This window comes from Streptomyces sp. NPDC085900 (assembly GCF_044540925.1).
GTDB classification, from domain to species: Bacteria; Actinomycetota; Actinomycetes; order Streptomycetales; family Streptomycetaceae; genus Streptomyces; species Streptomyces gilvifuscus.
In genome coordinates this window covers 220,378-244,697 of the sequence record NZ_JBITSP010000003.1, presented here as the reverse complement: position 1 = coordinate 244,697, position 24,320 = coordinate 220,378, and the positions used below count along the sequence as shown (strand labels likewise).

Annotated in this window: 24 protein-coding genes and 1 riboswitch; of the genes, 11 read left to right on the top strand and 13 right to left on the bottom strand. The window is 71.8% G+C overall.

All coding sequences use genetic code 11. From position 1 onward, the window contains the following. Position 1: 1 nt before the first annotated feature. The 5 genes from ACIGDI_RS10485 to ACIGDI_RS10465 are packed head-to-tail and all read right to left on the bottom strand — an operon-like array spanning position 2 to position 5,460. Positions 2-814 (bottom strand): DUF1295 domain-containing protein, encoded by an 813-nt coding sequence (locus ACIGDI_RS10485; RefSeq protein ID WP_399893548.1) that lies wholly within the window; start codon positions 812-814, stop codon positions 2-4. Next, positions 811-2,130 carry a class I SAM-dependent methyltransferase gene (locus ACIGDI_RS10480; protein ID WP_399893545.1) on the bottom strand — a complete coding sequence of 440 codons (1,320 nt, stop codon included), beginning with the start codon at positions 2,128-2,130 and terminating at the stop codon, positions 811-813. The genes ACIGDI_RS10485 and ACIGDI_RS10480 overlap by 4 nt, the downstream gene beginning before the upstream one ends. Continuing rightward, complete coding sequence (locus tag ACIGDI_RS10475) at positions 2,127-3,395, bottom strand: class I SAM-dependent methyltransferase (RefSeq protein ID WP_399893542.1); 1,269 nt, start codon at positions 3,393-3,395, stop codon at positions 2,127-2,129. Before ACIGDI_RS10475 ends, ACIGDI_RS10480 begins: the two co-directional genes overlap by 4 nt. Next, a complete protein-coding gene (locus tag ACIGDI_RS10470; protein WP_399893538.1) occupies positions 3,392-4,150 on the bottom strand; it encodes a DUF1365 domain-containing protein in 759 nt (252 codons plus the stop codon). Before ACIGDI_RS10470 ends, ACIGDI_RS10475 begins: the two co-directional genes overlap by 4 nt. Then, positions 4,147-5,460, bottom strand: coding sequence for an NAD(P)/FAD-dependent oxidoreductase (locus ACIGDI_RS10465; RefSeq protein ID WP_399893535.1), 1,314 nt, complete (start codon positions 5,458-5,460; stop codon positions 4,147-4,149). Before ACIGDI_RS10465 ends, ACIGDI_RS10470 begins: the two co-directional genes overlap by 4 nt. Positions 5,461-5,628: 168 nt before the next feature. On the opposite strand from ACIGDI_RS10465, the gene ACIGDI_RS10460 reads away from it, so the two are divergent. From ACIGDI_RS10460 to ACIGDI_RS10415, 10 genes are all read left to right on the top strand, one after another. Continuing rightward, positions 5,629-6,447 (top strand): SOS response-associated peptidase, encoded by an 819-nt coding sequence (locus tag ACIGDI_RS10460; RefSeq protein ID WP_399893532.1) that lies wholly within the window; start codon positions 5,629-5,631, stop codon positions 6,445-6,447. A 1-nt stretch (position 6,448) separates the two neighbouring features. After that, entirely contained in the window at positions 6,449-7,078 is a 630-nt protein-coding gene (locus ACIGDI_RS10455) for an alpha/beta family hydrolase (RefSeq protein WP_399893528.1), read from the top strand. 258 nt (positions 7,079-7,336) lie between these two features. Then, on the top strand, positions 7,337-8,020 hold the full coding sequence (gene sigR, locus ACIGDI_RS10450) for an RNA polymerase sigma factor SigR (RefSeq protein WP_058923321.1): 684 nt from the start codon (positions 7,337-7,339) through the stop codon (positions 8,018-8,020). After that, the gene (rsrA, locus tag ACIGDI_RS10445; protein ID WP_200702380.1) at positions 8,017-8,328 is read left to right on the top strand and encodes a mycothiol system anti-sigma-R factor; all 312 of its coding nucleotides are present in this window, start codon (positions 8,017-8,019) and stop codon (positions 8,326-8,328) included. The genes sigR and rsrA overlap by 4 nt, the downstream gene beginning before the upstream one ends. A 167-nt stretch (positions 8,329-8,495) precedes the next feature. Then, positions 8,496-9,806, top strand: coding sequence for an HD-GYP domain-containing protein (locus ACIGDI_RS10440; RefSeq protein WP_399893523.1), 1,311 nt, complete (start codon positions 8,496-8,498; stop codon positions 9,804-9,806). Further along, positions 9,719-11,026, top strand: a complete 1,308-nt coding sequence (locus tag ACIGDI_RS10435) for an HD-GYP domain-containing protein (protein ID WP_399893520.1) — start codon at positions 9,719-9,721, stop codon at positions 11,024-11,026. The genes ACIGDI_RS10440 and ACIGDI_RS10435 overlap by 88 nt, the downstream gene beginning before the upstream one ends. A 110-nt stretch (positions 11,027-11,136) precedes the next feature. Beyond that, positions 11,137-12,117 (top strand): hypothetical protein, encoded by a 981-nt coding sequence (locus ACIGDI_RS10430; protein ID WP_200702377.1) that lies wholly within the window; start codon positions 11,137-11,139, stop codon positions 12,115-12,117. Between the two features lie 147 nt (positions 12,118-12,264). Continuing rightward, positions 12,265-12,915 carry a peptide deformylase gene (gene def, locus ACIGDI_RS10425; RefSeq protein WP_200702376.1) on the top strand — a complete coding sequence of 217 codons (651 nt, stop codon included), beginning with the start codon at positions 12,265-12,267 and terminating at the stop codon, positions 12,913-12,915. A 318-nt stretch (positions 12,916-13,233) separates the two neighbouring features. Beyond that, positions 13,234-14,283, top strand: coding sequence for an epi-isozizaene synthase (cyc1, locus tag ACIGDI_RS10420; protein ID WP_399895213.1), 1,050 nt, complete (start codon positions 13,234-13,236; stop codon positions 14,281-14,283). Then, on the top strand, positions 14,280-15,656 hold the full coding sequence (locus ACIGDI_RS10415) for a cytochrome P450 (RefSeq protein WP_399893515.1): 1,377 nt from the start codon (positions 14,280-14,282) through the stop codon (positions 15,654-15,656). Before cyc1 ends, ACIGDI_RS10415 begins: the two co-directional genes overlap by 4 nt. Before the next feature lie 6 nt (positions 15,657-15,662). Here the strand turns inward: ACIGDI_RS10415 and ACIGDI_RS10410 are convergent, their stop codons facing one another. Further along, the gene (locus ACIGDI_RS10410) at positions 15,663-16,628 is read right to left on the bottom strand and encodes a GlxA family transcriptional regulator (protein WP_399893512.1); all 966 of its coding nucleotides are present in this window, start codon (positions 16,626-16,628) and stop codon (positions 15,663-15,665) included. Positions 16,629-16,721: 93 nt separating this feature from the next. On the opposite strand from ACIGDI_RS10410, the gene ACIGDI_RS10405 reads away from it, so the two are divergent. Beyond that, a complete protein-coding gene (locus ACIGDI_RS10405) occupies positions 16,722-16,940 on the top strand; it encodes a hypothetical protein (RefSeq protein ID WP_272177224.1) in 219 nt (72 codons plus the stop codon). On the opposite strand, the gene ACIGDI_RS10400 is transcribed toward ACIGDI_RS10405, so the two are convergent. The 7 genes from ACIGDI_RS10400 to ACIGDI_RS10370 all read right to left on the bottom strand — a co-directional run bounded on the left by ACIGDI_RS10400 (position 16,907) and on the right by ACIGDI_RS10370 (position 24,297). After that, positions 16,907-17,404, bottom strand: coding sequence for a hypothetical protein (locus ACIGDI_RS10400; RefSeq protein ID WP_399893507.1), 498 nt, complete (start codon positions 17,402-17,404; stop codon positions 16,907-16,909). The two genes, ACIGDI_RS10405 and ACIGDI_RS10400, sit on opposite strands and share 34 nt — an antisense overlap. 98 nt (positions 17,405-17,502) lie before the next feature. After that, entirely contained in the window at positions 17,503-18,108 is a 606-nt protein-coding gene (locus ACIGDI_RS10395) for a nucleotidyltransferase family protein (RefSeq protein WP_399893504.1), read from the bottom strand. Between the two features lie 26 nt (positions 18,109-18,134). After that, complete coding sequence (locus ACIGDI_RS10390; protein WP_200705396.1) at positions 18,135-19,148, bottom strand: ribonucleotide-diphosphate reductase subunit beta; 1,014 nt, start codon at positions 19,146-19,148, stop codon at positions 18,135-18,137. Further along, complete coding sequence (locus tag ACIGDI_RS10385) at positions 19,148-21,502, bottom strand: ribonucleoside-diphosphate reductase subunit alpha (RefSeq protein WP_399893500.1); 2,355 nt, start codon at positions 21,500-21,502, stop codon at positions 19,148-19,150. Before ACIGDI_RS10385 ends, ACIGDI_RS10390 begins: the two co-directional genes overlap by 1 nt. A 142-nt stretch (positions 21,503-21,644) precedes the next feature. Next, positions 21,645-21,727, bottom strand: a riboswitch (cobalamin riboswitch). An 87-nt stretch (positions 21,728-21,814) separates the two neighbouring features. Next, positions 21,815-22,315, bottom strand: a complete 501-nt coding sequence (locus ACIGDI_RS10380; protein WP_399893497.1) for a GNAT family N-acetyltransferase — start codon at positions 22,313-22,315, stop codon at positions 21,815-21,817. A gap of 84 nt (positions 22,316-22,399) precedes the next feature. Then, a complete protein-coding gene (mctP, locus tag ACIGDI_RS10375; RefSeq protein ID WP_399893494.1) occupies positions 22,400-24,037 on the bottom strand; it encodes a monocarboxylate uptake permease MctP in 1,638 nt (545 codons plus the stop codon). Continuing rightward, positions 24,034-24,297 (bottom strand): DUF3311 domain-containing protein, encoded by a 264-nt coding sequence (locus ACIGDI_RS10370; protein ID WP_200705400.1) that lies wholly within the window; start codon positions 24,295-24,297, stop codon positions 24,034-24,036. The genes mctP and ACIGDI_RS10370 overlap by 4 nt, the downstream gene beginning before the upstream one ends. Between the last annotated feature and the right edge of the window lie 23 nt (positions 24,298-24,320).

Here is a 24,320-nt window from a genome sequence, read left to right as displayed (position 1 = left end):
GTCAGGCACGTGCCCTCCGCCGGGGCGGGAGCGGGAAGAAGCCGCTGGTACGGGCCTTGTACTCGGCGAAGCCGGGCCGGTCGGCCATGTGCCGTTCCAGCAGCCGCTTCCCGCTGCCCCTGGTCAGCAGCAGGCTCATCACCACGGGGGAGACCACGGACACGGCGGCCGCCGCCGGAGAGCGGCACGCGATGAGGAACAGGCCCCACCAGACGCAGAAGTCACCGAAGTAGTTGGGGTGCCGGGTCCACGCCCACAACCCGCGGTCCATGAGCGCGCCGCGGTTGGCGGGATCGGCCTTGAACCGGGCCAGCTGCGCGTCCCCGACCGCCTCGAAGCCGAGGCCGACCGCCCACAGCGCGGTGCCGGCCCAGGCGAGGACCGACGGCGGGCCGGGGACGTACTGGGCGGCCTGCACGGGCAGTGACACCAGCCAGACCAGGGCGCCCTGCAGCAGGTAGATCATCCGCAGGGCGTAGGCGTTCCGGCTGCCGGGCGCCCTGGCCAGCATGGCCTCGTACCGCGGGTCCTCGCCGTGGCCCCGGCCGCGGCGGGCGATGTGCGCTGCCAGGCGCAGCCCCCACACCGCTGTCAGGGACGTCACCAGCAGCCGTCGTACCGGATCGCCGTGCCCGGCGGACGCGGCCAGGGTCGCGACGGCGACCGCGGTGAAGCCGATCCCCCAGGCCACGTCCACGATCCGGTGCACGCCCGCGCGCACCGCCAGGGCGAAGGTGACCAGCATGACCGCGAGCGCCGCGGCGGCGGCCCAGGCGAGGTTGACCGCGAACGCGCCCCAGGGGAAGTCGCTCACGGCTTCTCCAGCCCCTCGTACCAGCCGTGCGAGGTCGCCGGCATGCCGCCGTCGCCGCCGGGCCCGGGCCGCACGCCGAGGATCTGGTCGACGCCCATGCGGGCCTCCTCGAAGGCCAGCGCCCCGCCGACGAGGTACAGCCGCCACACCCGCGCCGTCTCCTCGCCCACCAGCCCCACGAACGCCTCCCAGCGCTCCTCCAGGGTGCGGTGCCAGGCGCCGACCGAGCGGACGTAGTGCTCGCGCAGCGACTCGGTGTGCCGGACCTCCAGGCCCGCCTCCTCCAGCAGCGCCACCGTCGCGCCCAGCGGCCGCATGTGCATGTCCGGGGCGATGTACGCCTCGATGAACGGCCCGCCGCCGGGAGCGCCCGGACCGCGCGACATCTGCTGCACCAGAACCCGCCCGCACGGCCGCACCAGCCGGTGCAGGGCGGCGGCGAACGCCGGGTACTCGGCGTCGCCGACGTGCTCGCCCATCTCGACCGTGGAGACGGCGTCGTACGCGCCGCCCTCGATGTCCCGGTAGTCCTGGCACACCACCTGCACCCGTTCGGTCAGGCCGCGCTCGCGCACCCGCTCGCGGACGTAGGCCGCCTGCTCCCGGGCCAGCGTGACGGCGGTGACCTGCACCCCGTGCCGTTCGGCGGCGTGCAGGGTGAGCGAGCCCCAGCCACAGCCGATGTCCAGCAGCCGGGCGCCGGGTACGAGTCCCAGCTTGCGGCAGATCAGCTCCAGCTTGGCCCGCTGGGCGTCGGCGGGGGTGAAGCCGGGCTTCTCGCTCGCCCAGTAGCCGCAGGAGTAGGCCATGGTCTCGTCGAGGAGCAGGGCGTAGAAGTCGTTGGACAGGTCGTAGTGGTGGCTGATGGCGGCCCGGTCACGGGCCCGGCTGTGCAGGCCGCCGCGCAGCCGCGCCTGGGAGGCGGGAGCGGGCGGCGGCGGACCGACGACCCCGAGGCGTACGGCCGTGGCGAGCGCGCGGGCCCGGCCGGCGGGCGTGAGCCGGGGCGGGCGCGGGCCCCGCTCGCGGGCGGTCGCCCACATCGTCCGCAGTCCCTCGGCGAGGTCGCCCTCGACGTCGAGTTCGCCGGTGACGTACGCCTGCGCGAGGCCCAGCTCGCCGGGCTGCCACAGCAGGCGGCGCAGGGCGCGGCGGGAGCGCAGGACGACCACGGGGGCGCCGGCCGGGCCGGTCTCGCTGCCGTCCCAGGCGCGCAGCCGCACGGGCAGCGGGCCGCCGAGGACGTCCCCCACGAGGGCGGCGAGCCGGTGGGCCGCGCCGGGCCGGGCGGCGGTGCTGCTGCTGGTGGTGGTCATCGGGCGGGGGTCTCCTTGGTGAACAGGTACTGCTGGACGTCGAGGTAGCCGGAGCGGAACCCGGCCTCGGAGTAGGCCAGGTAGAAGGTCCACAGGCGGCGGAAGGTCTCGTCGAAGCCGAGCGCCCCGGCCTCCTCCGCGCGCTCGGCGAACCGCTCCCGCCACAGCCGCAGCGTCTCCGCGTAGTGGGCGCCGAAGGCGTCGCGGCGGGCGAGGCGCAGCCGGGTGTGGTCACGGACGGTCTCCTCGATCGCCCGCGTGGAGGGGATGAAGCCGCCGGGGAAGACGTACTTGTGGATCCACGTGAACGTGGAGCGGGTGGCGAGCATCCGCTCGTGCGGCATGGTGATGGCCTGCAGCGCCACCCTGCCACCGGGTGCCAGCCGCTCGTCCAGGGTTCCGAAGTACACCGGCCAGAACTCCGCGCCGACCGCCTCGATCATCTCCACGCTGACGACCGCGTCGAACTCCCCGCGCGCCTCCCGGTAGTCGCACAGCTCGATGGAGACGCGGTCCTGGAGGCCGGCCGCCCGCACCCGCTCCAGGGCGAGGGCGCGCTGTTCCCGGGAGAGGGTGAGCGAGGTGACCCGGGCGCCGCGGGCGGCGGCCCGCAGGGCCAGCTCGCCCCAGCCGGTGCCGATCTCCAGCAGCCGGGTGCCCGCCCGTACGTCGGCCAGGTCGAGCAGCCGGTCGATCTTGCGCTGCTGGGCCGTCGCGAGCCGGTCCCAGCTCGCGGGGAAGCCCCGGAAGACGGCGGCGGAGTAGCTGAGGGTGTCGTCGAGGAAGAGCGCGAACAGCTCGTTGGACAGGTCGTAGTGGCGGCTGATGTTGGCGCGGGAGCCGTCGGGGGTGTTGCGCTCCTCGTCCGGGTGCCGGGGCGCCCACAGGCGGCGCAGCCGCTGCAACGGGGCCGGCACCAGGTCGGCGGTGTGCGCGGCGAGGACGGTGAGGGCGGCGACCAGGTCGGGGGCGTCCCACTCGCCCGCCATGTACGACTCACCGAACCCGACCAGGCCGCCGGTGCCGATGCGGGCGTGGAAGGCGGCCGGGTCGCGGACCTCCAGCAGCGGCCCGCCCTGTCCGAGGGTCTCCCCGCCCGCGAGACGGACCCGCAGCGGCAGCTCGCGCAGGGCGTGCCGGACGACGGCGGCGGTGACGGCGGTACGGACCCGGGACGCGGCGGGTACGGCGGCCACGTCGGGCCGGCGGGCCGGGTCCACGGCGGTGGGTCCGTGGGGGACGGTAAGGGGTTCTGCTGTCCTCATGTCGCTTTCTCCGGCTCGCGGTGGTGGTGGGGGCGGGGCTGGACGGGCAGTCCCCGCAGGTACAGGCGTATGCCGTGGGCCCGGATCGCGGCCGTCACGGCGAGGGTGGAGCAGGGGTGGCGCAGGGCCAGCCGCAGCAGGGTGCGGGCGTTCGCCGCGCGCCGGCCGCCGCGCACGGTCGCGGTGAAGGCCCGGCCGCCGTCGCGGTCGAGGTGCACGGTCAGGTCCAGCCGGGGTCCCGGTCGGGGCAGCCGCATGCGGTAGGCGCCGTCGACCGGGAAGAACGGCGAGACGTAGAACTCCTTCGCCGTGCGGGCGCTCCCCTTCGCGTCCGGGCGCAGCAGGTAGCAGTGGCGGCCGCCGTAGGTGTTGTGCACCTCGGCGACAACGCAGCGCAGGTCGCCCGCGGGGCCGTGGCACCAGTACAGGGTCAGCGGGTTGAAGACGTGGCCGAGCACGCGCGCGTGAGTGAGCATCAGCACGCGCCCGCCGTCCAGTCGGATGCCGTGCCCGTTGAGGAAGGCGTCCAGACCGGCCCGGATCGACGGGGCGTCGCCGGTGAAGTGGTCGCGCGGGTCGAACCGGGCGAGCGGCCGCAGCGGGCGCGGGAGCCGGGGCGGGTGGTCGGGGTCGAGAAGCCAGAGGTAGGTGCGGTGCCGCAACGCGTACCGGCGCGGAGCGGTCCGCACATGGGCGATCGTGCAGGAGTACAGGGCCGGTACGGCGCCGTCCGGCGTGCTCGACTCGCCGTTCACCAGCGTGCTCCCAGCGCGGCCGCCGCCTCCACGCCGGAGCGGCAGCCGTCCTCGTGGAATCCCCAGCCGTGGTAGGCGCCCGCGAACACGCAGACATCGGCGGCGAGTTCGGGCAGCCGTCGCTGCGCGGCCACCGACTCGGGGGTGTAGACGGGGTGTTCGTAGACCATGCGGGCCAGCACCCGCTCCGGGGCGACGCGGTCCTCGCCGCCCAGGGTGACCACGAACGTCTCGGCGGCGTCCAGGCGTTGCAGCCGGTTCATGTCGTAGCTGACCCGCACCCTGTCGGCGCCGGCCGAGCACGACGGCATCAGGTAGTTCCAGCAGGCGCGGGCACCCCGGGCACGAGGCAGCAGCCGGGTGTCGGTGTGCAGCAGCGTGGTGTTGCGGGAGTAGCGGAAGGCGCCCAGCACCTCCCGCTCCCGCTTCGTCGCGTCGGCCAGCAGGCGCAGCGCCTGGTCCGGGTGGACCGCGATCACCACGGCGTCGTACGACTCCGTCGTGCCGTCCTCCGCCGTGACGTCGGCCCCGTCGGCGTGCCGGCGCACCGCGCGCACGGGGGTGCCGGTGCGCACCTCGGCGATCTGCTTGGCGATCCGGTCGACGTACTCGCGCGAACCGCCGCTGACCGTGCGCCAGGTGGGGGAGCCGCTCACCGAGAGCATCCCGTGGTGGGCCATGAAGCGGAACAGGTAGGCGGCCGGGTAGCGCAGGGCGGTACCGGCGTCGCACGACCACACCGCGGACACCAGCGGCGTCATGAAGTGGCTGCGGAAGTAGGCGGAGAAGCGCTCCCGGTCCAGGAACCGGCCCAGCGTGAGCGATGCGTCGCCGCCGGCGTCCAGCAGCCGCCGGGCCGCCCGGTGGAAGACCGGCACCTCGGCCAGCAGCCGCAGGTACGGGCCCCGCAGCAGGTTGCCCGGACGGGCGAACAGGCCGGCCGGACCGCGGGCGCCGGCGTACTCGAGCCCGCACCCCTCGCACCGCACCGACATGCTCATCTCCGACTCCTGGGTGGCGACGCCGAGTTCGTCGAAGAGCCGCAGCAGATACGGATAGGTACGCCGGTTGTGCACGATGAACCCGGAGTCCACGCGGTGCAGCCGGCCGTCGTGCGGTGAGACCAGCTCATGGGTGTGCGCGTGCCCGCCGAGTCGGTCGTCGGCCTCGTACAGGGTGACGTGACGGCTGTGCCCCAGGATGTGGGCCGCGGTCAGTCCCGCCACGCCGGAGCCCACCACGGCCGTCCGCCCCCGACGCCCTGACCTGCCCTGCGAGCCGTGCCGGGCGTCCGTCGACGTCCGCTCCATCTCGTTCCTCCCGCTCCGCGTGATCGGCGATCCGGGTGTAATCCGGAGCGGGCGGTGCGATGGATTGGCCGATGTCGGGGCAGCCGGAGACGGGCCGTACGGGCCGCGCTTTTCCGTAAGGTGGCAGGGCGAGACGCCGGTGAGGCAGGTCGAAGGGGTGGTTTCGAGGTGTGCGGACGGTATGCGGCGAGTCGGCGGCCGGAGGATCTCGCCGGGATCTTCGAGATAGAGAAGTCGGAGGAGCCCGAGGAGACGTTCGCGCCGGACTACAACGTGGCCCCCACCAAGGAGGTCTTCGCCGTCCTGGACCGCCCGCTCAAGGACGTCGAGGATCCGCGCCCGGTGCGCCAGCTGCGCAGGCTCAGGTGGGGTCTGGTGCCGTCCTGGTCCAAGTCGCCCGAGGGCGCCGCGCGGATGATCAACGCCCGCGCGGAGACCGTCCACGAGAAGCCGTCGTACCGGCGGGCCTTCTCCTCGCGGCGCTGCATCATCCCCGCCGACGGCTACTACGAGTGGGTCACCGGCAGTCAGGAGCGGGACCTGGAGGTCGAGGGCCGCAAGAAGCGGCCGCGCAAGCAGCCGTACTTCGTGCTGCCCGCCGACGGCTCGGTCTTCGCGATGGCCGGCCTGTACGAGTTCTGGCGTGACAAGACCCTGCCCGACGACCACCCGCAGGCCTGGTGGGTCACCTGCTCGGTGATCACCACGGAGGCCGAGACCACGCCCCTGGCCGTCTCCCCGGCCGAGGGCCCGCACACCCTGGCCGAGATCCACCCCCGTATGCCCCTGATGCTCACCCCGGACCGCTGGGACGGCTGGCTCGACCCCTCCCGCACCGACCCGGAGGACCTGCGCGGTCTCCTGGCCCCGCCTCCGCCGGGCCTGATGCGCGCCTACCCGGTCTCCACGGCCGTCAGCAACGTCCGCAACAACGGCCCGGAGCTGCTGAAGGAGCTGGAGGGCCCCGAAGAGGGCACACTCTTCTGACGTGACGACCGAGATCATCGCTACGGAGGCGGGCGACGCCCGCATCACCTGGCATCCCGCGGACCGTGCCCGGCTCGTGCTGGCCGTCGGCCACGGAGCGGGCGGCGGCATCGAGGCCCGGGACCTGCGGGCGCTGGCCGCGGCCCTCCCGGCCCACGGCGTGAGCGTCGCCCTCGTGGAGCAGCCCTGGCGGGTGGCCGGCAAGAAGGTGGCGCCGGCGCCGAAGACGCTCGACATCGGATGGCGGGGCGTGTGGCCCGCGCTGGTGAAGGCCGGGCCGCCGGTGATCTCCGGCGGACGCAGCGCCGGAGCCCGGGTGGCCTGCCGTACGGCCGTCGAGCTCGGCGCCCGTGCCGTTCTGGCGCTGAGCTTCCCGCTCCACCCGCCCGGGCGGCCGGAGAAGTCCCGGGCGGCGGAACTGCTCGGCGCCGGGGTGCCCACCCTCGTCGTCCAGGGCGGGAACGACGCCTTCGGCAGGCCGGAGGAGTTCCCCGACGGCGACTACCGACTGGTCGAGGTCCCGCACGGCGATCATGGCTTCGCCGTGCCGAAGAGGGCGGACATCACGCAGGAGCAGGCCGTGGCGCTCGTCACGGACGCGGTGGTGGAGTGGGCCGGGTCACTCGGGTAGGAGGCCGGGAATGTTGCGGCCCCGGCCTCTGTTGTGGCGGACAGAAGTGCTGAACCACCAGCACCGATCGTCGTCGGAGAGGAAGTCCGCCGCATGGGTTCGACCATCTGCCCGAGCCGTGAGCGCAGCGCTGACCTGGACTGGACGGTGCTGCACGCGGCCAAGACGACCCCTGTTCGGGGGGCGGCGGGGACGGGTAGTCGTCTATCCTCCAATTCCGGTGGTACCGGTCTCGGTGCTGCCCGGAACTTTGAGGAGGTGGGTCCGGTCACTGGGATCGACGCAGGGACCGACAACGGCCAGGCGGAGCAGCCCGAGGGCCAGGGCGTCAGCGCGGAGTCGACCTCGGAGCGCAGCGCGCGCTTCGAGCGGGACGCGCTCGAATTCCTCGACCAGATGTACTCGGCCGCCCTGCGCATGACGCGCAACCCGGCCGACGCGGAGGACCTGGTGCAGGAGACGTACGCCAAGGCGTACGCGTCCTTCCACCAGTTCCGTGAGGGCACCAACCTCAAGGCGTGGCTGTACCGGATTCTCACGAACACCTTCATCAACTCCTACCGCAAGAAGCAGCGCGAGCCCCAGCGCAGCGCGGCGGAGGAGATCGAGGACTGGCAGCTCGCCCGCGCCGAGTCGCACATGTCGACGGGCTTGCGCTCCGCGGAGTCGCAGGCGCTCGACCACCTGCCGGACTCGGACGTGAAGGAAGCACTGCAGGCGATCCCCGAGGAGTTCCGCATCGCCGTCTACCTCGCCGACGTAGAGGGCTTTGCGTACAAGGAGATCGCGGACATCATGGGGACACCCATCGGTACGGTGATGTCCCGGCTGCACCGGGGCCGCCGTCAACTGCGCGGCATGCTCGAGGACTACGCCCGTGAGCGCGGGCTGGTCCCGGCCGGCGCCGGAGAGTCGAACGAAGCGAAAGGCTCGGGCTCATGAGCTGCGGAGAGCCGCACGAGACTGACTGCAGTGAGGTCCTCGACCACCTGTACGAGTTTCTCGACAGCGAGATGCCGGAAGTCGATCGCGACAAGTTCAAGCGGCACTTCAAGGAGTGCTCGCCGTGCCTGGAGAAGTACGGCCTGGAGCAGGCCGTGAAGAAGCTCGTCAAGCGCTGCTGCGGGCATGACGACGTGCCGACCGACCTGCGCGCCAAGGTGATGGGGCGGATCGACCTGATCCGCTCCGGCCAGGCGGTCCCGGAGCACGACGTCACGGCGGCCCCGGCGACTCCCCAGGAGTCGTGACGGCCGTCGGCGTGGGCCGGTGCCCGGCCGTGTCCGTCTCGAACTGACGCGCTGCACAAGAGTGTTCGGTCACTCGAACGTGCTAATCACCCTTTCATAAGCCCACGCGTTGCCCTGCCCCGCCCTAGGCTCGTCGCCCAGAGCAGGCTCTGCCGGGGAGGGGTGCGATGGAGGCGGTTCCGGCGCGGGCCCGCGCGTATGTCGCCTGCGTCGTCCTGGGCGCCCTGCTCTGTGCGGCTCCGCTGACGCGGACGCCCGCGCCCTGGTGGGCGGTCGTACTGCTCGCCGTCGTGTACGCCGGGTGCGAGCGGGCCGCCGCCCGCTGGCGCTTCGCCGGCACCTTCTACCCCGTCCTCCTCGCCGGTGCCTTCCTGCTGCCGCCGGCCGCCGCCGCGCTGGTCCCGCTGCCCGGGGCGCTGCTGTCCCGGGTCGAGCAACGGCCGTACGCGCTGCGGCGGATCTGGCGCGCGGCGCACCTGATGCTCGGCGTCTGGGCCGCGGGCTCGGTGCACGGGGCCCTGGGCGGCCGGGACTCGGTCGCCGGCTCCGACTTCCCCTACGCCCTCGTGCCTGCCGGAGCCGCGGTCCTCGCCTTCTGCCTGACGCTGACGGCGCTGGAGGGCGGCATCCTCGCGCTCGGCGAACGCGTTCCGGCGCGCCGGGCCTGGCGCGGGCTGTTCGTCCGCTCCCTCGCCCCCGTCGCCGTGCACGGGCTGGCCGGACTGATGATGGCCGTGCTGTGGCGCAGCCCGTACGGCCCGGTCGCCGCGCTGCTCGTGCTGCTGCCGATGTGCGTGTCCTGGTGGGTGTTCGCGCAGTACCACCGGGAGCGGGCCGCGCACCAGGCGACCATCCGGGCGCTGGTCCAGGCCGTCGACATCAAGGACGGCTACACCCGCGGGCACAGCGAGCGGGTCGGCCAGGCGTCGATGATGATCGCGCGGGAACTGGGCCTGGACGACGAGCGCGTCGAGGTGCTCCGGTTCGCCGGGATCCTGCACGACGTGGGCAAACTCGGCGTCCCCACCCGGCTGTTGCGCAAGGACGGCCCGCTCACCCCCGAGGAACGCCGGGTCATCGAGCTGCACCCCGAGTACGGGCACGAGATGGTGCGCGGGATCGGGTTCCTGGGGGAGGCCCGGGCGGCCGTGCTCCATCACCACGAGCGGCTGGACGGCAGCGGCTACCCCTACGGCCTCATGGGCGCCCAGATCCCCGAGTCCGCCCGGGTCGTCGCGGTCGCGGACGCCTTCGACGCCATGACCTCCACCCGTTCCTACCGGCGGGCCCGGCCGGTGCCGGCCGCGCTGGAGGAGCTCCGGCGGTGCGCGGGGGCGCAGTTCGACCCGCGGATGGTGACGGCACTGGTACGGGCACTGGGGCGGGAGGGATGGCATCCGGTGGTCACCGCCGGCGAGGAACCGGACCCGTTCGTCCCGGCGCAGCAGGCCGCCGACCGCTCCGGAGCCCGCCCGTGAGGACGGCCATCCACAGTGCCGCCGCCCTCCTCGCCGGCGTCTCCCTCGCCGTCACCCTCTGGACCGGCCTCGAGGAACGCTCCACCGCCCTCGCCTTCGGCCTGCTCGTCTGCGTCGGCGAGCTGTGCCGCTGGACCGGCGCCCGGGTGCGGGAGGCCGCGCCGCTCGGGGCCGCCGGCGCGCTGTCGTACGCGCTGCTCGGCGCGGACGCCGGGCAGCCCTCCCACCACGGCGTGACCCAGGTCGTGACCGTCGTCCTCGCCGCCTCCCTGCTCGGCAGCGTGCCGCACACCGCGCGCGGCCGGGGGCCGACGACGGACCATCTCGCCCGCCGCGTGCTGACCGTCGGCTTCACCGCCGTCTGCTTCCAGCCCCTGTACGACCAGGGTTCGTTCGAGGAGTGGGGCGGCCCCGCCTACGCCCTCGTGCTGCTCGCGCTCCTCACCCTCACCGCGCTGTGCGACTGCGTGCTCGCCGCCGCCCTCGCGCGCTCCCGCACCGGCTGGCCCTTCGGCCCCCTGCTCAGGGACGAGCTGCGCGGACTGCTCGGCATCGGCTCCGCCGTGTGCGCGACCGGGGCGGTGATGGCGCTCGCGGTGGCCGTCGTCGGACTGTGGGCGCTGCCGGTCTTCTCACTGCCCCTGCTGCTCACCCAACTGTCCTTCAAGCGGTACGCGGCGGTCCGCACCACCTACCGCCAGACCATCGCCTCCCTGGCCCGCGCCACCGAGATCGCCGGCTACACCCCCGCCGGGCACGCCAGACGCGTGGCCGAGCTCAGCCGGGCCGTCGGCCGCGAGCTGGGACTGACCCGGCCCGAGCTGGCCGTGCTGGAGTCCGCGGCCCTCATGCACGACATCGGCCAGCTCAGCCTGGTCGACCCGGTCCCGGCGGGCGCCACCGCGGACCTGCCCGGAGCCGAACAGCGCCGGATCGCCCTGCTCGGCGGGGCCGTCGTACGGCAGACCGGGGTGGACTCGGCGGTCGCCGTGGTGGTGGAGCGGCAGGCCGACCCCTACCGGGAGCAGCCGGTCGCCGCGCGGATCGTGCGGGCCGTGAACGCCTACGACGAGAAGGTGCGCGACACCGGCCCCGGCGGACCGCTGCGGGCACTGGAGGAACTGCGGCTGGCCACGGCCGGGGACTACGCTCCCGAGGTGGTCGAATCCCTGGCCCGGGTCCTGGCAAGGGACTGTCTGACGCTCCCCTCGGCTGGGTAACCCATGGGTAATGAGCGCCCTTCCAGCCCCACATGGTTGGATGCGAATGAGAGGGTGTCCGGGGGCAGACTCCGGGCCGGCCCACTCCACGGAACTGGCAGGCGGGAATCGTGAGGATCTTCGGCAAGGGACGACACCGGCCCTCCGCCTCCTGGCGGCAGGCCACCGATCGCGCGTTCACGCTCATCGGCGACGGCCGGTACGAGGACGCGGGCGCGCTGCTGACGCGCGCCGCCGATCTGGAACCCTGGCTGTCGGAGTCCTGGTTCAACCTCGCCCTGCTGCACAAGTTCCGGCACGACTGGGAGCAGGCCCGCGCCGCCGGGCTGCGCGCCGTCGCCCTGCTCGACCGGGAGACCGGCGCGCCCGACTGGTGGAACGTCGGCATCGCGGCCACCGCCCTGCAGGACTGGCCGCTGGCCCGGCGGGCCTGGCAGGCCTACGGGCTGCGGGTGCCGGGCGCGGCGGCGGCCAACGGCGAGCCCGTCGGGATGGAGCTGGGCAGCGCGGCCGTACGGCTGTCGCCGGAGGGCGAGGCCGAGGTGGTGTGGGGGCGGCGGCTGGACCCCGCCCGCATCGAGGTGCTGTCGATTCCGCTGCCGTCGTCCGGCCGGCGCTGGGGCGAGGTCGTCCTGCACGACGGCGTGCCGCACGGCGAGCGCACCACGGCGGCCGGACACGCCTACCCGGTCTTCGACGAGATCGAGTTGTGGGCCCCCTCGCCGGTGCCGACCTGGGTGGTGCTGCTGGAGGCGGCGACCGAGGCCGACCGGGACGCGCTGGAGCAGCTCGCGGCCGACGCCGGGTTCGCGGCCGAGGACTGGTCCTCGTCGGTGCGGTTGCTCTGCCGGATGTGTTCCGAGTCGCGGATGCCGTCCGACGAGGGCGACGGTGAGCACCTCGACCCGCACGACCACAGTGAGCCGGGGCATCCCGGGCCGCTGGGGCATCGGACCGACGGGCAGCTGTGGGTGCCCGAGCGGGAGTGCGGGGTGGCCGCGCCGGCTTCGCTGGTACGGGGGCTGCTGGACGGGTGGGTCGCCGACAGTCCGGAGTCGAGGGATTGGCGGGATCTGGAAGAGGTCTGCTAGGACCGTCGCCGGGTGCGGGTTCGTGGGGGCCGGTCGCGCCCACGCGGCGGGCCGCGCAGCGACACTGTCCCGCGCCCCGGCAGGGGCGCGTCCACGTACCCTGTATCAGCAGTGAACCCCCTGATTGTTGAGGAAGGCATCGTCGGCATGGCGCAGCAGGACACCGATCAGCAGCACGCGGGCGTGCTCCCCGTGGACGACGAGGGTTTCGTCATCGACACCCAGGACTGCGAGGAGCGGGAGACGGCCTGGCGTGAGGCCGGGACCTCGCGGCCCATCACGGTCGTCGGCAACCCGGTGCTGCACAAGGAGTGCAAGGACGTCACCGACTTCGGCGAGGAGCTGCAGCAGCTGGTCGCGGACATGTTCGCCTCGCAGCGCACCGCCGAGGGCGTGGGCCTGGCCGCCAACCAGATCGGTGTCGACCTGAAGGTCTTCGTCTACGACTGCGGGGACGACGAGGGCACGCGGCACGTCGGTGTCGTGTGCAACCCCAAGCTGGTCGACCTGCCGGCGGACCAGCGCCGGCTGGACGACAGCAACGAGGGCTGCCTGTCCGTGCCGACCGCCTACGCGCCGCTCGCCCGGCCGGACTACGCCGAGGTGACCGGGCAGGACGAGAAGGGCAACCCGATCAAGGTGCGCGGCACCGGCTACTTCGCTCGCTGTTTGCAGCACGAGACCGACCACCTGTACGGCTACCTCTACATCGACCGCCTCTCCAAGCGCGAACGCAAGGACGCGCTGCGCCAGATGGCCGAGAACGAACCCCGCTACCCGGTGGTCGCGAACGACTGACGACCCACAACCCCCTTGCGCACGGCGCCTGTTCAGCGACCACACCGTCAACAGGCGCCGTTCGTGTGTCCGTCGCAGGTCCGGCCGGGACGGTACGCCTGTATCGGTCGGAAACAAGTCGCGCAAGGGGAGATTCCCGGCACGGTGGGGTAGTGAATGAAGCAAATGCGTTCCCAGATCGGTCAGTTGTGGTGCTGAATAGTCAGTGCGGGGATACGCAACGGCGCACGCCCGGCACAGCGAGAGGGGCGTGCGAAACTGGCGGCTGAGAGGGGCTTGTTCGTGCCTGCTTTCCCACACAGCACCACGTCGACCGCGATGCCGACCGCGGTCCCACCGTCACTCTCCCTTCCGGTGATCGAGGCAGCGTTTCCCCGACAACTGCACCCGTATTGGCCTCGGCTCCAGGAGACAACGCGCACCTGGTTGCTGCGAAAACGGCTCATGCCGGCGGACAAGGTGGAGGAATATGCCGACCGACTTTGCTACACCGACCTCATGGCGGGGTACTACCTCGGCGCCCCGGACGAGGTCCTGCAGGCGATAGCCGACTACAGCGCGTGGTTCTTCGTCTGGGACGACCGCCACGACCGGGACATCGTCCACCGGCGGCCGGACGCCTGGCGCCGGCTGCGGCTCGGCCTGCACGCGGCGCTGAACTCCCCGCAGGAGTACCTGCGCCACGAGGACCCGCTGGTCGCGGCGTTCGCGGACAGCATGGTGCGCCTGTACTCGTTCCTGCCGGGCACCTGGAACGCGCGCTTCGCGCGGCACTTCCACGCGGTCATCGAGGCCTACGACCGCGAGTTCCGCAACCGCACCGAGGGAGTCGTCCCGACGGTCGAGGAGTATCTCGAACTCCGCCGGCTCACCTTCGCGCACTGGATCTGGACCGACCTGCTGGAGGCGGCCGCCGGATGTGAACTCCCGGACGCCGTGAGGAAACACCCGGCATATCGACGGGCGGCCCTGCTGAGCCAGGAATTCGCCGCCTGGTACAACGACCTGTGCTCGCTGCCCAAGGAAATAGCGGGCGACGAGGTCCACAATCTCGGTATCAGCCTCATCAAACACGAGGGGCTGACGCTGGAAGAGGCGATAGCCGAAGTGCGGCGGCGCGTGGAGAAATGCATCAACGAATTCGTGTTCGTCGAACGCCACGCCCTGCGATTCGCCGACGACCTCGCCGACGGCACCGTACGCGGAAAAGAACTCGGCCTCGCCGTACGGGCCTGCGTCGGCAATATGCGGAACTGGTTCTCCACCGTCTACTGGTTCCACCACGAGTCCGGCCGTTACATGGTCGACAGCTGGGACGACCGGTCCACGCCCCCGTACGTCAACAACGAAGCGGCAGGTGAGAAATGACCGTCGAGTCCGTCCCGCCCGAACCGCGGATACTCGCGGAAACCGAATCGGCTGAACCCCCGCTCGCCGACGGCGCGATGCCGCTGCTCGGCCACGGCTGGAAGCTGGTCCGCGACCCGCTGGCCTTCCTGGCCGGGCTGCGCGACCACGGTGACGTCGTACGCCTGCGGCTCGGCCCCAAGACGGTGTACGCCGTCACCGCCCCCGAACTCACCGGAGCCATCGCCCTCAGCCCCGACTACATCATCGCCGGACCGCTGTGGGAGTCCCTGGAGAGCCTGCTCGGCAAGGAGGGCGTGGCCACCGCCAACGGGCCGCTGCACCGGCGTCAGCGGCGCACCATCCAGCCGGCGTTCCGGCTCGACGCCATCCCCCGCTACGGCCCCGTCATGGAGGAGGAGGTCCGCGCGCTGGTGGACCGCTGGCGCTCCCGCGAGAGTGTCGACGCCACCGCCGAGGCGTTCCGGCTGGCCGTGCGGATCTCGGTGCGCTGTCTGATGCACGACACATGCAACGAAGTCCGCGCGGAACGCATCTCCAGTGCGCTCGCCACCCTGTTCCGAGGTATGTACCAGCGCATGGTCGTACCTCTCGGACCGCTTTATCGGGTGCCGCTTCCGGCCAACCGCGAATTCAACCGGGCGCTGGCCGATCTGCACCTCCTGGTGGACGAGATCGTCGCCGAGCGCAGGGCATCCGGTCAAAAGCCGAACGATTTGCTCACGGCTTTGCTGGAGGCCCGCGACGGGAATGGCGATCCGATCGGGGAGCAGGAGATCCACGACCAGGTCGTCGCCATGCTCACCGCCGGCGACGAATCCATCGGCTCGATGGTCATGTCACTGCTCCTGGTGCTCACCGAGCACCCCGATCTGGCCGACAAGATCCGGAACGAGGCCAATAGCGTCGCCGGCGAGGGGCCGATCGCATTCGGAGACGTACGGAAGCTGACGTACACCGCGAATGTGGTGGTCGAGACAATGCGGCTGCATCCGTCGGTATGGATATTGACCCGGCGCGCGGTGACCGACACGGAGCTGGGCGGATACCGAATTCCGGCCGGTGCCGACATCGTGTACAGCCCGTACGCGATCCAGCGCGACGCGCGGTCGTTCGAGCGGCACGAGGAGTTCGACCCCGACCGCTGGCTGCCCGAGCGGTCCGCCGAGGTGCCGAAGTACGCGATGACCCCGTTCAGCGTGGGCAACCGCAAGTGCCCGGCCGACCACTTCTCGATGGCCGAGCTGACGCTCGTCACCGCCGAGGTGGCCCGGGCCTTCCGGCTGGAGCAGGCGCCGGACTCCGACGCCCGGACCCGCATCGGCATCACGCTGCGTCCACGCGGGCTGAGGCTGCGGCCGGTGGCGCGCTGAGCGGGGTCAGGCGGCCGCCTCGGGTCCCCTGAAGGTGCGCCGATAGGCGTTGGGGGTGGTGCCGATCGCCTGGACGAACTGGTGACGCAGCGCGGCCGCGTTGCCGAACCCCGTCCGTCCGGCGATCGCGTCCACCGTCTCGTCCGTCGCTTCCAGCAGCCGCTGGGCCAGCAGCACGCGCTGGCGCAGGATCCAGCGGTAGGGGGTCGTCCCCGTCTCCTGCTGGAAGCGGCGGGCGAAGGTGCGCGGCGACATGTGGGCGCGCTCGGCGAGCTGCTCCACCGTGACCTCCTCGTCGAGGTGCCGCTCCATCCACGCCAGCACCTCGCCGACGGTGTCGCACGAGTTCTTCGGCAGCGGACGCTCGATGTACTGGGCCTGTCCGCCGTCCCGGTGCGGCGGCACGACCATCCGCCGGGCGATCTTGTTGGCGACGTCCGGGCCCTGCTCCTTGCGCACCAGGTGCAGACAGGCGTCGATGCCGGCGGCCGTTCCCGCCGAGGTGATCACCGGGTCCTCGTCGACGTAGAGGACGTCGGGCTCGACGGTCAGCCGCGGGTAGGCCCGCGCCAGCTCGTCCGCGTGGTGCCAGTGCACGGTGCAGCGCCGACCGTCCAGCAGCCCTGCCGCGGCCAGCACGAAGACGCCGGAGCAGACGCTGAGCACCCGGGCCCCGCGGTCCACGGCCCGGCGCAGCGCGTCGAGCAGCTCCGGCGGGAACTCGCGCGTCTCGAAGTGCGCCCCGGCCGGCACGGCGACCAGGTCCGCCTCCTCCAGCCGCTCCAGGCCGTGCTCGACGTGCATGGAGAAGCCCGCGCGCGTGCCGATGACCGGCCCCTCGGCCGAGGCGACCGCGAAGTCGTACACGGGCAGCCCGTCGTCACTGCGGTCGGTGCCGAAGACCTCGCAGACCACGGCCAGTTCGAAGGGGTTCACACCGTCCAGCACGACGGCGGCGACGTTCTGCAGCATGTCTCCAGTGTGCCTCGTCATTGGCAGTATTTCGAGGGCCTACGGCAGTCCTGCCACTGTTGGTAAGGAGTCAACGGCGCGACAGTGGTGTCTATGGATACGGCACACATCGAAGGACTGATCGGCATGCTGACCGTTCTCGCAATCCTCGTTCTCCTGGTCCTGCCGTCCGTGCTCGGCATCGCGCGCGACCGTCGTGCCGACCGGCAGATCCGTGAGGCCGACCGCGCGCGCCGGGCGGAGGGCACCGGACCGGGGCCGCGCGAGGCGCGCCCGCGCTACTTCACCACCACGGTGACCCACCACTCCTGAATCCCCAGGCACGAGACCCGGCCGGTCTGCGTGGCACACAGCGGCCGCGTGGAGCGAAGCCGGGTCCTGCCGTCGGACACGGCCTTGAACGCGGCGCTCGCGTCGCCGGGCTGCAGCACGAAGCCGCTGTTGACGGCCTGCAGCCCGGAGCCGCTGACGGTGACCGGCTTCCAGGGCCGCTTGGCGGTTCCGTCCAGGCCGATCCGGATCGTGTCGCCGACCGACAGGCAGACCGTGCGGCCGCTGTCGTGGACGTCCAGCGTGGCGGCGGGCGCGCAGCCCGTGCCACTCGCCGAGGGTGTGGGCGTGGTGCTGGGAGGTGCGGACGTGGGGGTTGGCGTGGGGGAGGGTGACACGGTGCCGCTGTCGCCGCCCTTGCCGCTGTCGGTCTGACCGCCGCAGCCGGCGAGGGCCAGGGCGAGCACGGTGACGGCGAGGGCCGTGTGGGGGATCGATCGACGCATGGGGGGCCTCCTCTCCCCTTTGACGTGTCACCCACATGTTCGGATCCACGCCTCCGCAGGCCGGAGCCCCGGCGGCGAGGCCGGCGACCGGGGAGGTCCTACGGACGATCCCGGGGCCAGTCCAGCACGGTCAGTTCCGGCCACTGCTCCCGCCAGCGGGCGGCCTTGGCCTCGTAGACCGAGCGTGGGGCGAGGACCGGGTTGGGGCGCAGGACCAGACCGAACACGTCCGACAGCCCGTGCGGCGCGTACACCCGCCAACGCCCGCCGGCCTCCAGCCGCACGCCCAGACAGCACGTGGTCGCGGCGAAGCTGTCGATCGCCGCCTCACTGGACTCGTACGGCGGACACGGCACCCCGAACCGGTCCTCGTACCACAGGTGCACCCGCGCCTCGTTGCGGATCTCCACCTCGGCCGGGAGGCCGGCGAAGACCTCCCGGCCGGCCCTGATCACGGCGTCCTCGGCCTCCCAGGACAGGTCGCGGGCGTCGTGGTAGAAGACGTCGTAGTCCTTGATGCCCTCGGTGGGCGGCCGGCCGGTGACGACGTTCCAGACGGTCTGGAAGAGGCACCCGGCCGTGAGGTACCAGCCGGGCAGCCCCATCGTCGCGCCCCGCTCCAGCACCTGGGTCAGCACGCTGTTGCGGGACAACGCCGCCCGCAGGGCGTCGAGTTGCTCATCGAGCGGAAGACGACCGATCACCCCGCAGGCCTACCACACGGGCGCCGTCAGAAGTCCTCGTCGAGATCGACCGTTCCCTCGACCGCCACCTGGTACGCCGACGGCCGACGCTCGAAGAAGTTGGTCAGCTCCTGGACGCCCTGGAGTTCCATGAAGGAGAAGGGGTTCTCCGAGCCGTACACCGGGGCGAAGCCGAGGCGGACCAGGCGCTGGTCGGCGACGCACTCCAGGTACTGGCGCATGGACTCGGTGTTCATGCCGGGCAGCCCGTCGCCGCACAGGTCGCGGGCGAACTGCAGCTCGGCCTCCACCGCCTCCCGCAGCATGTCCGTGACCTGCCGCTGGAGTTCGTCGTCGAAGAGGTCCGGCTCCTCCTTGCGGACGGTGTCGACCACGTCGAAGGCGAAGGACATGTGCATGGTCTCGTCGCGGAACACCCAGTTGGTGCCGGTGGCCAGACCGTGCAGCAGACCCCGGCTGCGGAACCAGTACACGTACGCGAAGGCGCCGTAGAAGAACAGGCCCTCGATGCAGGCCGCGAAGCAGATCAGGTTCAGCAGGAAGCGGCGCCGGTCCGCCCTGGACTCCAGGCGGTCCAGCTTGTCGACCGAGTCCATCCACGTGAAGCAGAACTCCGCCTTCTCACGGATGGAGGGGATGTTCTCCACCGCCGCGAAGGCCGCCGCGCGGTCCTCCGGGTCGGGCAGGTAGGTGTCCAGCAGGGTCAGGTAGAACTGGACGTGGACGGCCTCCTCGAACAGCTGGCGCGACAGATACAGCCGCGCCTCCGGGGAGTTGATGTGCTTGTACAGGGTCAGCACGAGGTTGTTCGCCACGATCGAGTCGCCCGTCGCGAAGAACGCCACCAGGCGCCCGATCAGGTGCTGCTCGGCGGGCGTCAGCTTCGCCAGGTCGGACACGTCGGAGTGGAGGTCCACCTCCTCCACGGTCCAGGTGTTCTTGATGGCGTCCCGGTAGCGCTCGTAGAAGTCGGGGTAGCGCATGGGGCGCAGCGTCAGCTCGAATCCCGGGTCGAGGAGATTGGCGTTACGGGTGGTCATCACTGGCAGGCCTCGCAGGACTCGGGGTTTTCCAGGGAGCAGGCGACCGCCTCGGGGTCGGCGGCCTGCTGGACGGGGACGGCGGTCTGGGCCCGGGCCGCCCGCGCGATGCGGGTCGCCGGGCGCGAGCGCAGGTAGTACGTCGTCTTCAGGCCCTTTTTCCAGGCGTACGCGTACATCGAGGAGAGCTTGCCGATGGTCGGCGTCTCCAGGAACAGGTTCAGGGACTGCGACTGGTCCAGGTAGGGGGTGCGGGCCGCCGCCATGTCGATCAGGCCGCGCTGCGGGATCTCCCAGGCGGTGCGGTACAGCGCCCTCACCTCGTCCGGGATCCAGGCGAAGTCCTGCACCGAGCCGTTCGCCTCGCGCAGCGCCTCACGGGTACGGGCGTCCCAGACGCCGAGCTCCTTCAGATCCCGCACCAGATACGAGTTGACCTGGAGGAACTCGCCGGAGAGCGTCTCGCGCTTGAACAGGTTCGACACCTGCGGCTCGATGCACTCGTAGACGCCGGCGATCGACGCGATGGTGGCGGTCGGGGCGATCGCGAGGAGCAGCGCGTTGCGCAGGCCGACGGCGGCGACGCGCTCGCGGAGGGCTGCCCAGCGCTCGGGCCAGGCCCGCTCCACGTCGTAGTGGTCGGGGTGCAGGACACCGCGGGCCGTGCGGGTCTTCTCCCAGGCCGGCAGCGGTCCGCTGCGCTCGGCGAGGTCGGCGGACGCCTCGTACGCGGCGAGCATGATCCTCTCGGCGATACGGGTCGACAGCCGCCTGGCCTCGGGCGAGTCGAAGGGCAGGCGCAGCTTGAAGAAGACGTCCTGCAGACCCATCGCGCCCAGGCCCACCGGGCGCCAGCGGGCGTTCGAACGGCCCGCCTGCTCGGTCGGGTAGAAGTTGATGTCGACCACGCGGTCCAGGAACGTGACGGCCGTGCGGACCGTCTCGTCCAGCCGCTCCCAGTCCATGCCGCCGTCGCGGACGAACGCCCCCAGGTTCACCGAACCCAGGTTGCACACCGCCGTCTCCCCGTCGTCCGTGACCTCCAGGATCTCCGTGCAGAGGTTGGAGGAGTGGACGACGTGGCCCGGCTCGGCCGTCTGGTTGGCGGTGCGGTTGGCCGCGTCCTTGAAGGTCATCCAGCCGTTGCCGGTCTGCGCGAGGGTGCGCATCATGCGGCCGTAGAGCTCGCGGGCGGGGAGGGTCCGGCGCGCCAGCCCGGCCGCCTCGGCCCTGCGGTAGGCCGCGTCGAACTCCGCGCCCCACAGGTCCACCAGCTCCGGTGCGTCGGCGGGGGAGAACAGGCTCCACTGCCCGTCGGCTTCGACCCGGCGCATGAACTCGTCCGGGATCCAGTGCGCGAGGTTCAGGTTGTGCGTACGGCGCGCGTCCTCACCGGTGTTGTCGCGCAGCTCCAGGAACTCCTCGATGTCGGAGTGCCAGGTCTCCAGGTACACCGCGGCGGCACCCTTGCGCCGGCCGCCCTGGTTCACGGCGGCGACCGAGGCGTCGAGGGTCTTCAGGAACGGGACGATGCCGTTGGAGTGGCCGTTGGTGCCGCGGATCAGCGAACCCCGGCCGCGGATGCGGGAGTAGGCGATGCCGATGCCGCCGGCGTGCTTGGAGAGGCGGGCGACCTGGAGGTAGCGCTCGTAGATGGAGTCCAGCTCGTCCTTGGGGGAGTCGAGGAGGTAGCAGGACGACATCTGGGGGTGGCGGGTGCCGGAGTTGAAGAGGGTGGGGGAGGAGGGCAGGTAGTCGAGGCGGCTCATCAGGCCGTACAGGGCGGCCACTTCGTCCAGGGCGCGGACGCTGTCGTCCTCGGCGAGGCCGGCGGCCACCCGCAGCATGAAGTGCTGGGGCGTCTCGACGACCTTGCGGGTGATCGGGTGCCGCAGCAGGTAGCGGCTGTGCAGGGTGCGCAGGCCGAAGTAGCCGAACCGGTCGTCCGCCCGCCGGTCGATCAGCGCGTCGAGGCGGTCGGCGTGCACGCGCACGAACTCGGCCGTACGGTCGGCGATGAGGCCCTCGCGGTGCCCGACGGCGACGGACTCGGTGAACGACGTGACGCCCTGCGAGGCGGCCTCGGCGGCGATGCCGATGGTGAGCAGCCGGGCGGCCAGCCTGCTGTAGGCGGGGTCCTCGGAGATCAGGCCCGCCGCCGCCTCGGTGGCCAGCTCGCGCAGCTCCGCCTCGTCGGCGCGCGCCGACCGGCCGCGCAGCACCGCGGCGGCGACCCGGCCGGGGTCGGCGTCGGGAAGGTCGGCGGTGAGCTCGGTCAGGGTCCGCAGCAGAGCGGCTTCGGTACCGTCGGTCTCCGGCGCTGCTGAGACCGGATCGGCTGGCGCGATGGTCACGTGGGGCTCTCCCTCGCTCGGCACGGGGCCTTGCGGGCAGGGGGCAGCTCACGAGCGCACGGGGCGTCGCGTCCACCGGCCCATTCCACGAGGCCCGGACGTCATGGCACCCGGGCCACGGCGGCCGGGCGCACTGTCGGCAGGTCCTCGGACTGACGCCCATACGTGGACGAACACGCATGGGTACACCGTTGCGGGACAGTTCCGGATTCGCACCGGATTCCCCTGCGGCGACAGCGAGCATGAGCATACATCTTGTGCCGGGTGGGAACAGCGCCCCCATATGTTGTGTCGCGGCGACTTCGGAGCGTGTCAGAGTGTCAACTCGTAGGTGAGGAGCGTGAACGCGTCGCCGGGGATCGGATTCCAGTCGCGGCCGGGCGCGCGGAGGAAGCCGAGGCGTTCGTAGATGCGGTGCGCGGCGTGCATCCTCTGCTGCGTGGACAGCACCACGCCGGTGCACTCCGAGGCTCTGGCCCGGTCGACACAGGCCCGTACGAGGGCCTCGCCGGCGCCCTGGCCGCGGGCCGCGCGGTCCACGGCCAGCATGCGGATCTCGGCCTCCCCGGGGCGGGCGAGGTCGGCCATCGGGCCGCCGGCGGGGACGAAGGTGACGCCGCCGAGGAGGCTGCCGTCGCGCACGGCCACCAGGACGTCGGCGGCCGACGCCCGCTTGGCGACGTCGCGCAGCTCCTCCAGGTACCAGTCGCTCTCGCCGAAGGCCAGCAGGCCGTCCTGGAGGTAGGCCCGGGCGGTGATCTCGCCGAGGGCGCCGTACTCGCCGGGTTCCACCGGCCTGATCACGATGTCCATGGGCTCGAGTCTGCCGGACGGGTACGACGACGGGCCGCCGGATTTCTCCGACGGCCCGCCCATCGTCGTAGCAACCGGTGGGGGCTAGTGCGAGGTTCCCGCCGTGGCCGGCGGCAGCTTCACCTGGACGCCCGGGTCGCCCGCGTCCGCCGTGTAGTCCTCCGGCCTGGTCTCGTCGATGCCGTCCGGCGCCTTGAAGGCCCTCAGGGCGAAGGTCAGGACCACCGCGACGACCGCGTTGAGCACGAACGCCGTCAGACCGATGTAGCCCATCTCGCCGATGCCGGGGATCTCCGCGTTCGAGCCGCCGAAGTGCTTCTGCGAAGGGTTGGTCGGCGAGGCGACGCCGTAGGCGGCGAGGGTGCCCCAGACCATGCCGACGGCCCAGCCGGCGAGCAGCGCCCAGCGGTGGAACCAGCGCGTGAACAGGCCGCCGACCAGGGACGGGAAGGTCTGCAGGATCCAGATGCCGCCCAGCAGCTGGAAGTTGATGGCGACCGTCTTGTCCATGGTCAGCACGAAGACCAGCGCGCCCACCTTCACCAGCAGGGACACCAGCTTGGAGACCTTGGTCTCCTGCTCGGGCGTCGCGTCCGGCTTGATGAAGTCCTTGTAGATGTTGCGGGTGAACAGGTTCGCGGCCGCGATGGACATGATGGCCGCCGGCACGAGCGCGCCGATGCCGATCGCCGCGAAGGCCACGCCCGCGAACCAGCTCGGGAACATGTCCTCGAAGAGCTGCGGGATCGCCAACTGGCCGTTGGTGACCTTGACTCCGGCCGCGATCGCCATGAAGCCCAGCAGTGCCAGCAGACCCAGCATCAGCGAGTACAGCGGCAGGATCGTGGTGTTGCGGCGGATGACGTCACGGCTCTTGGAGGAGAGCGTGGCGGTGATCGAGTGCGGATACATGAACAGGGCGAGCGCGGAGCCGAGCGCCAGGGTGGCGTACGTCCACTGGGTCGCCTCCGCCGGAGCGAGCGCGCCGCGCGGCTTGCCCGTCACCGGGTTGGTCTGGCTGAACGCCTGGCCGGCCTTGGCGAAGATGTCGTCGAAGCCGCCCAGCTTGATCGGGATGTAGATGATCGCCACCGCGATGACGATGTAGATCAGCGTGTCCTTCACGAACGCGATCAGGGCGGGGGCCCGCAGACCGGACGAGTAGGTGTACGCGGCCAGCACGCCGAAGGCGATCAGCAGGGGCAGGTCCTTGACGAACCAGTTGGTGTTCTCGCCGCCGCCGACGCCCATCACGTCCAGCACCGCCTGGATGCCGACCAGTTGGAGCGCGATGTACGGCATCGTCGCGAGGATGCCGGTCAGCGCGACGGCCAGCGACAGCCCCTTCGAGCCGAACCGCCCGCGGACGAAGTCCGAGGTGGTGACGTACCCGTGGCGGTGCGAGACCGACCACAGGCGGGGCAGGAAGGTGAAGATCAGGGGGTAGACGAGGATCGTGTACGGCACCGCGAAGAACCCCGCCGCGCCCGCCGCGTAGATCGCCGCCGGCACGGCGACGAAGGTGTACGCCGTGTACAGGTCGCCGCCGAGCAGGAACCAGGTGATCCAGGTGCCGAACGACCGGCCGCCCAGGCCCCACTCGTCCAGCGAGTGCTCGGTCTCGGCCCGGCGCCAGCGCGCGGCCAGGAAGCCCATGACCGTGACGGCCACGAAGAAGAAGATGAAGACGCCGAGCGCGACGCCGTTCACACCGTCCTTCACTTCGACGCACCGCCCTTCTGCGAGGCACGGGCGCGCTGGTCACGCTGCCACAGCTTGTACGCGGTCATGGTCAGCGCGGTGGAGATCAGCACCCACAGCATCTGGTACCAGTAGAAGAACGGGATGCCGATGAACGCCGGGTCCGTCTTGGCGTAGGAACCGACCCACAGCATCGCCACGAAGGGCGCGATCAGGCAGACGGCGATGACCACCCGGACCGGGGTCACCACCGGAGGTCTCACTTCGGGCACTTCGGACATACGGCGGCTCCGTCCCCTCACGA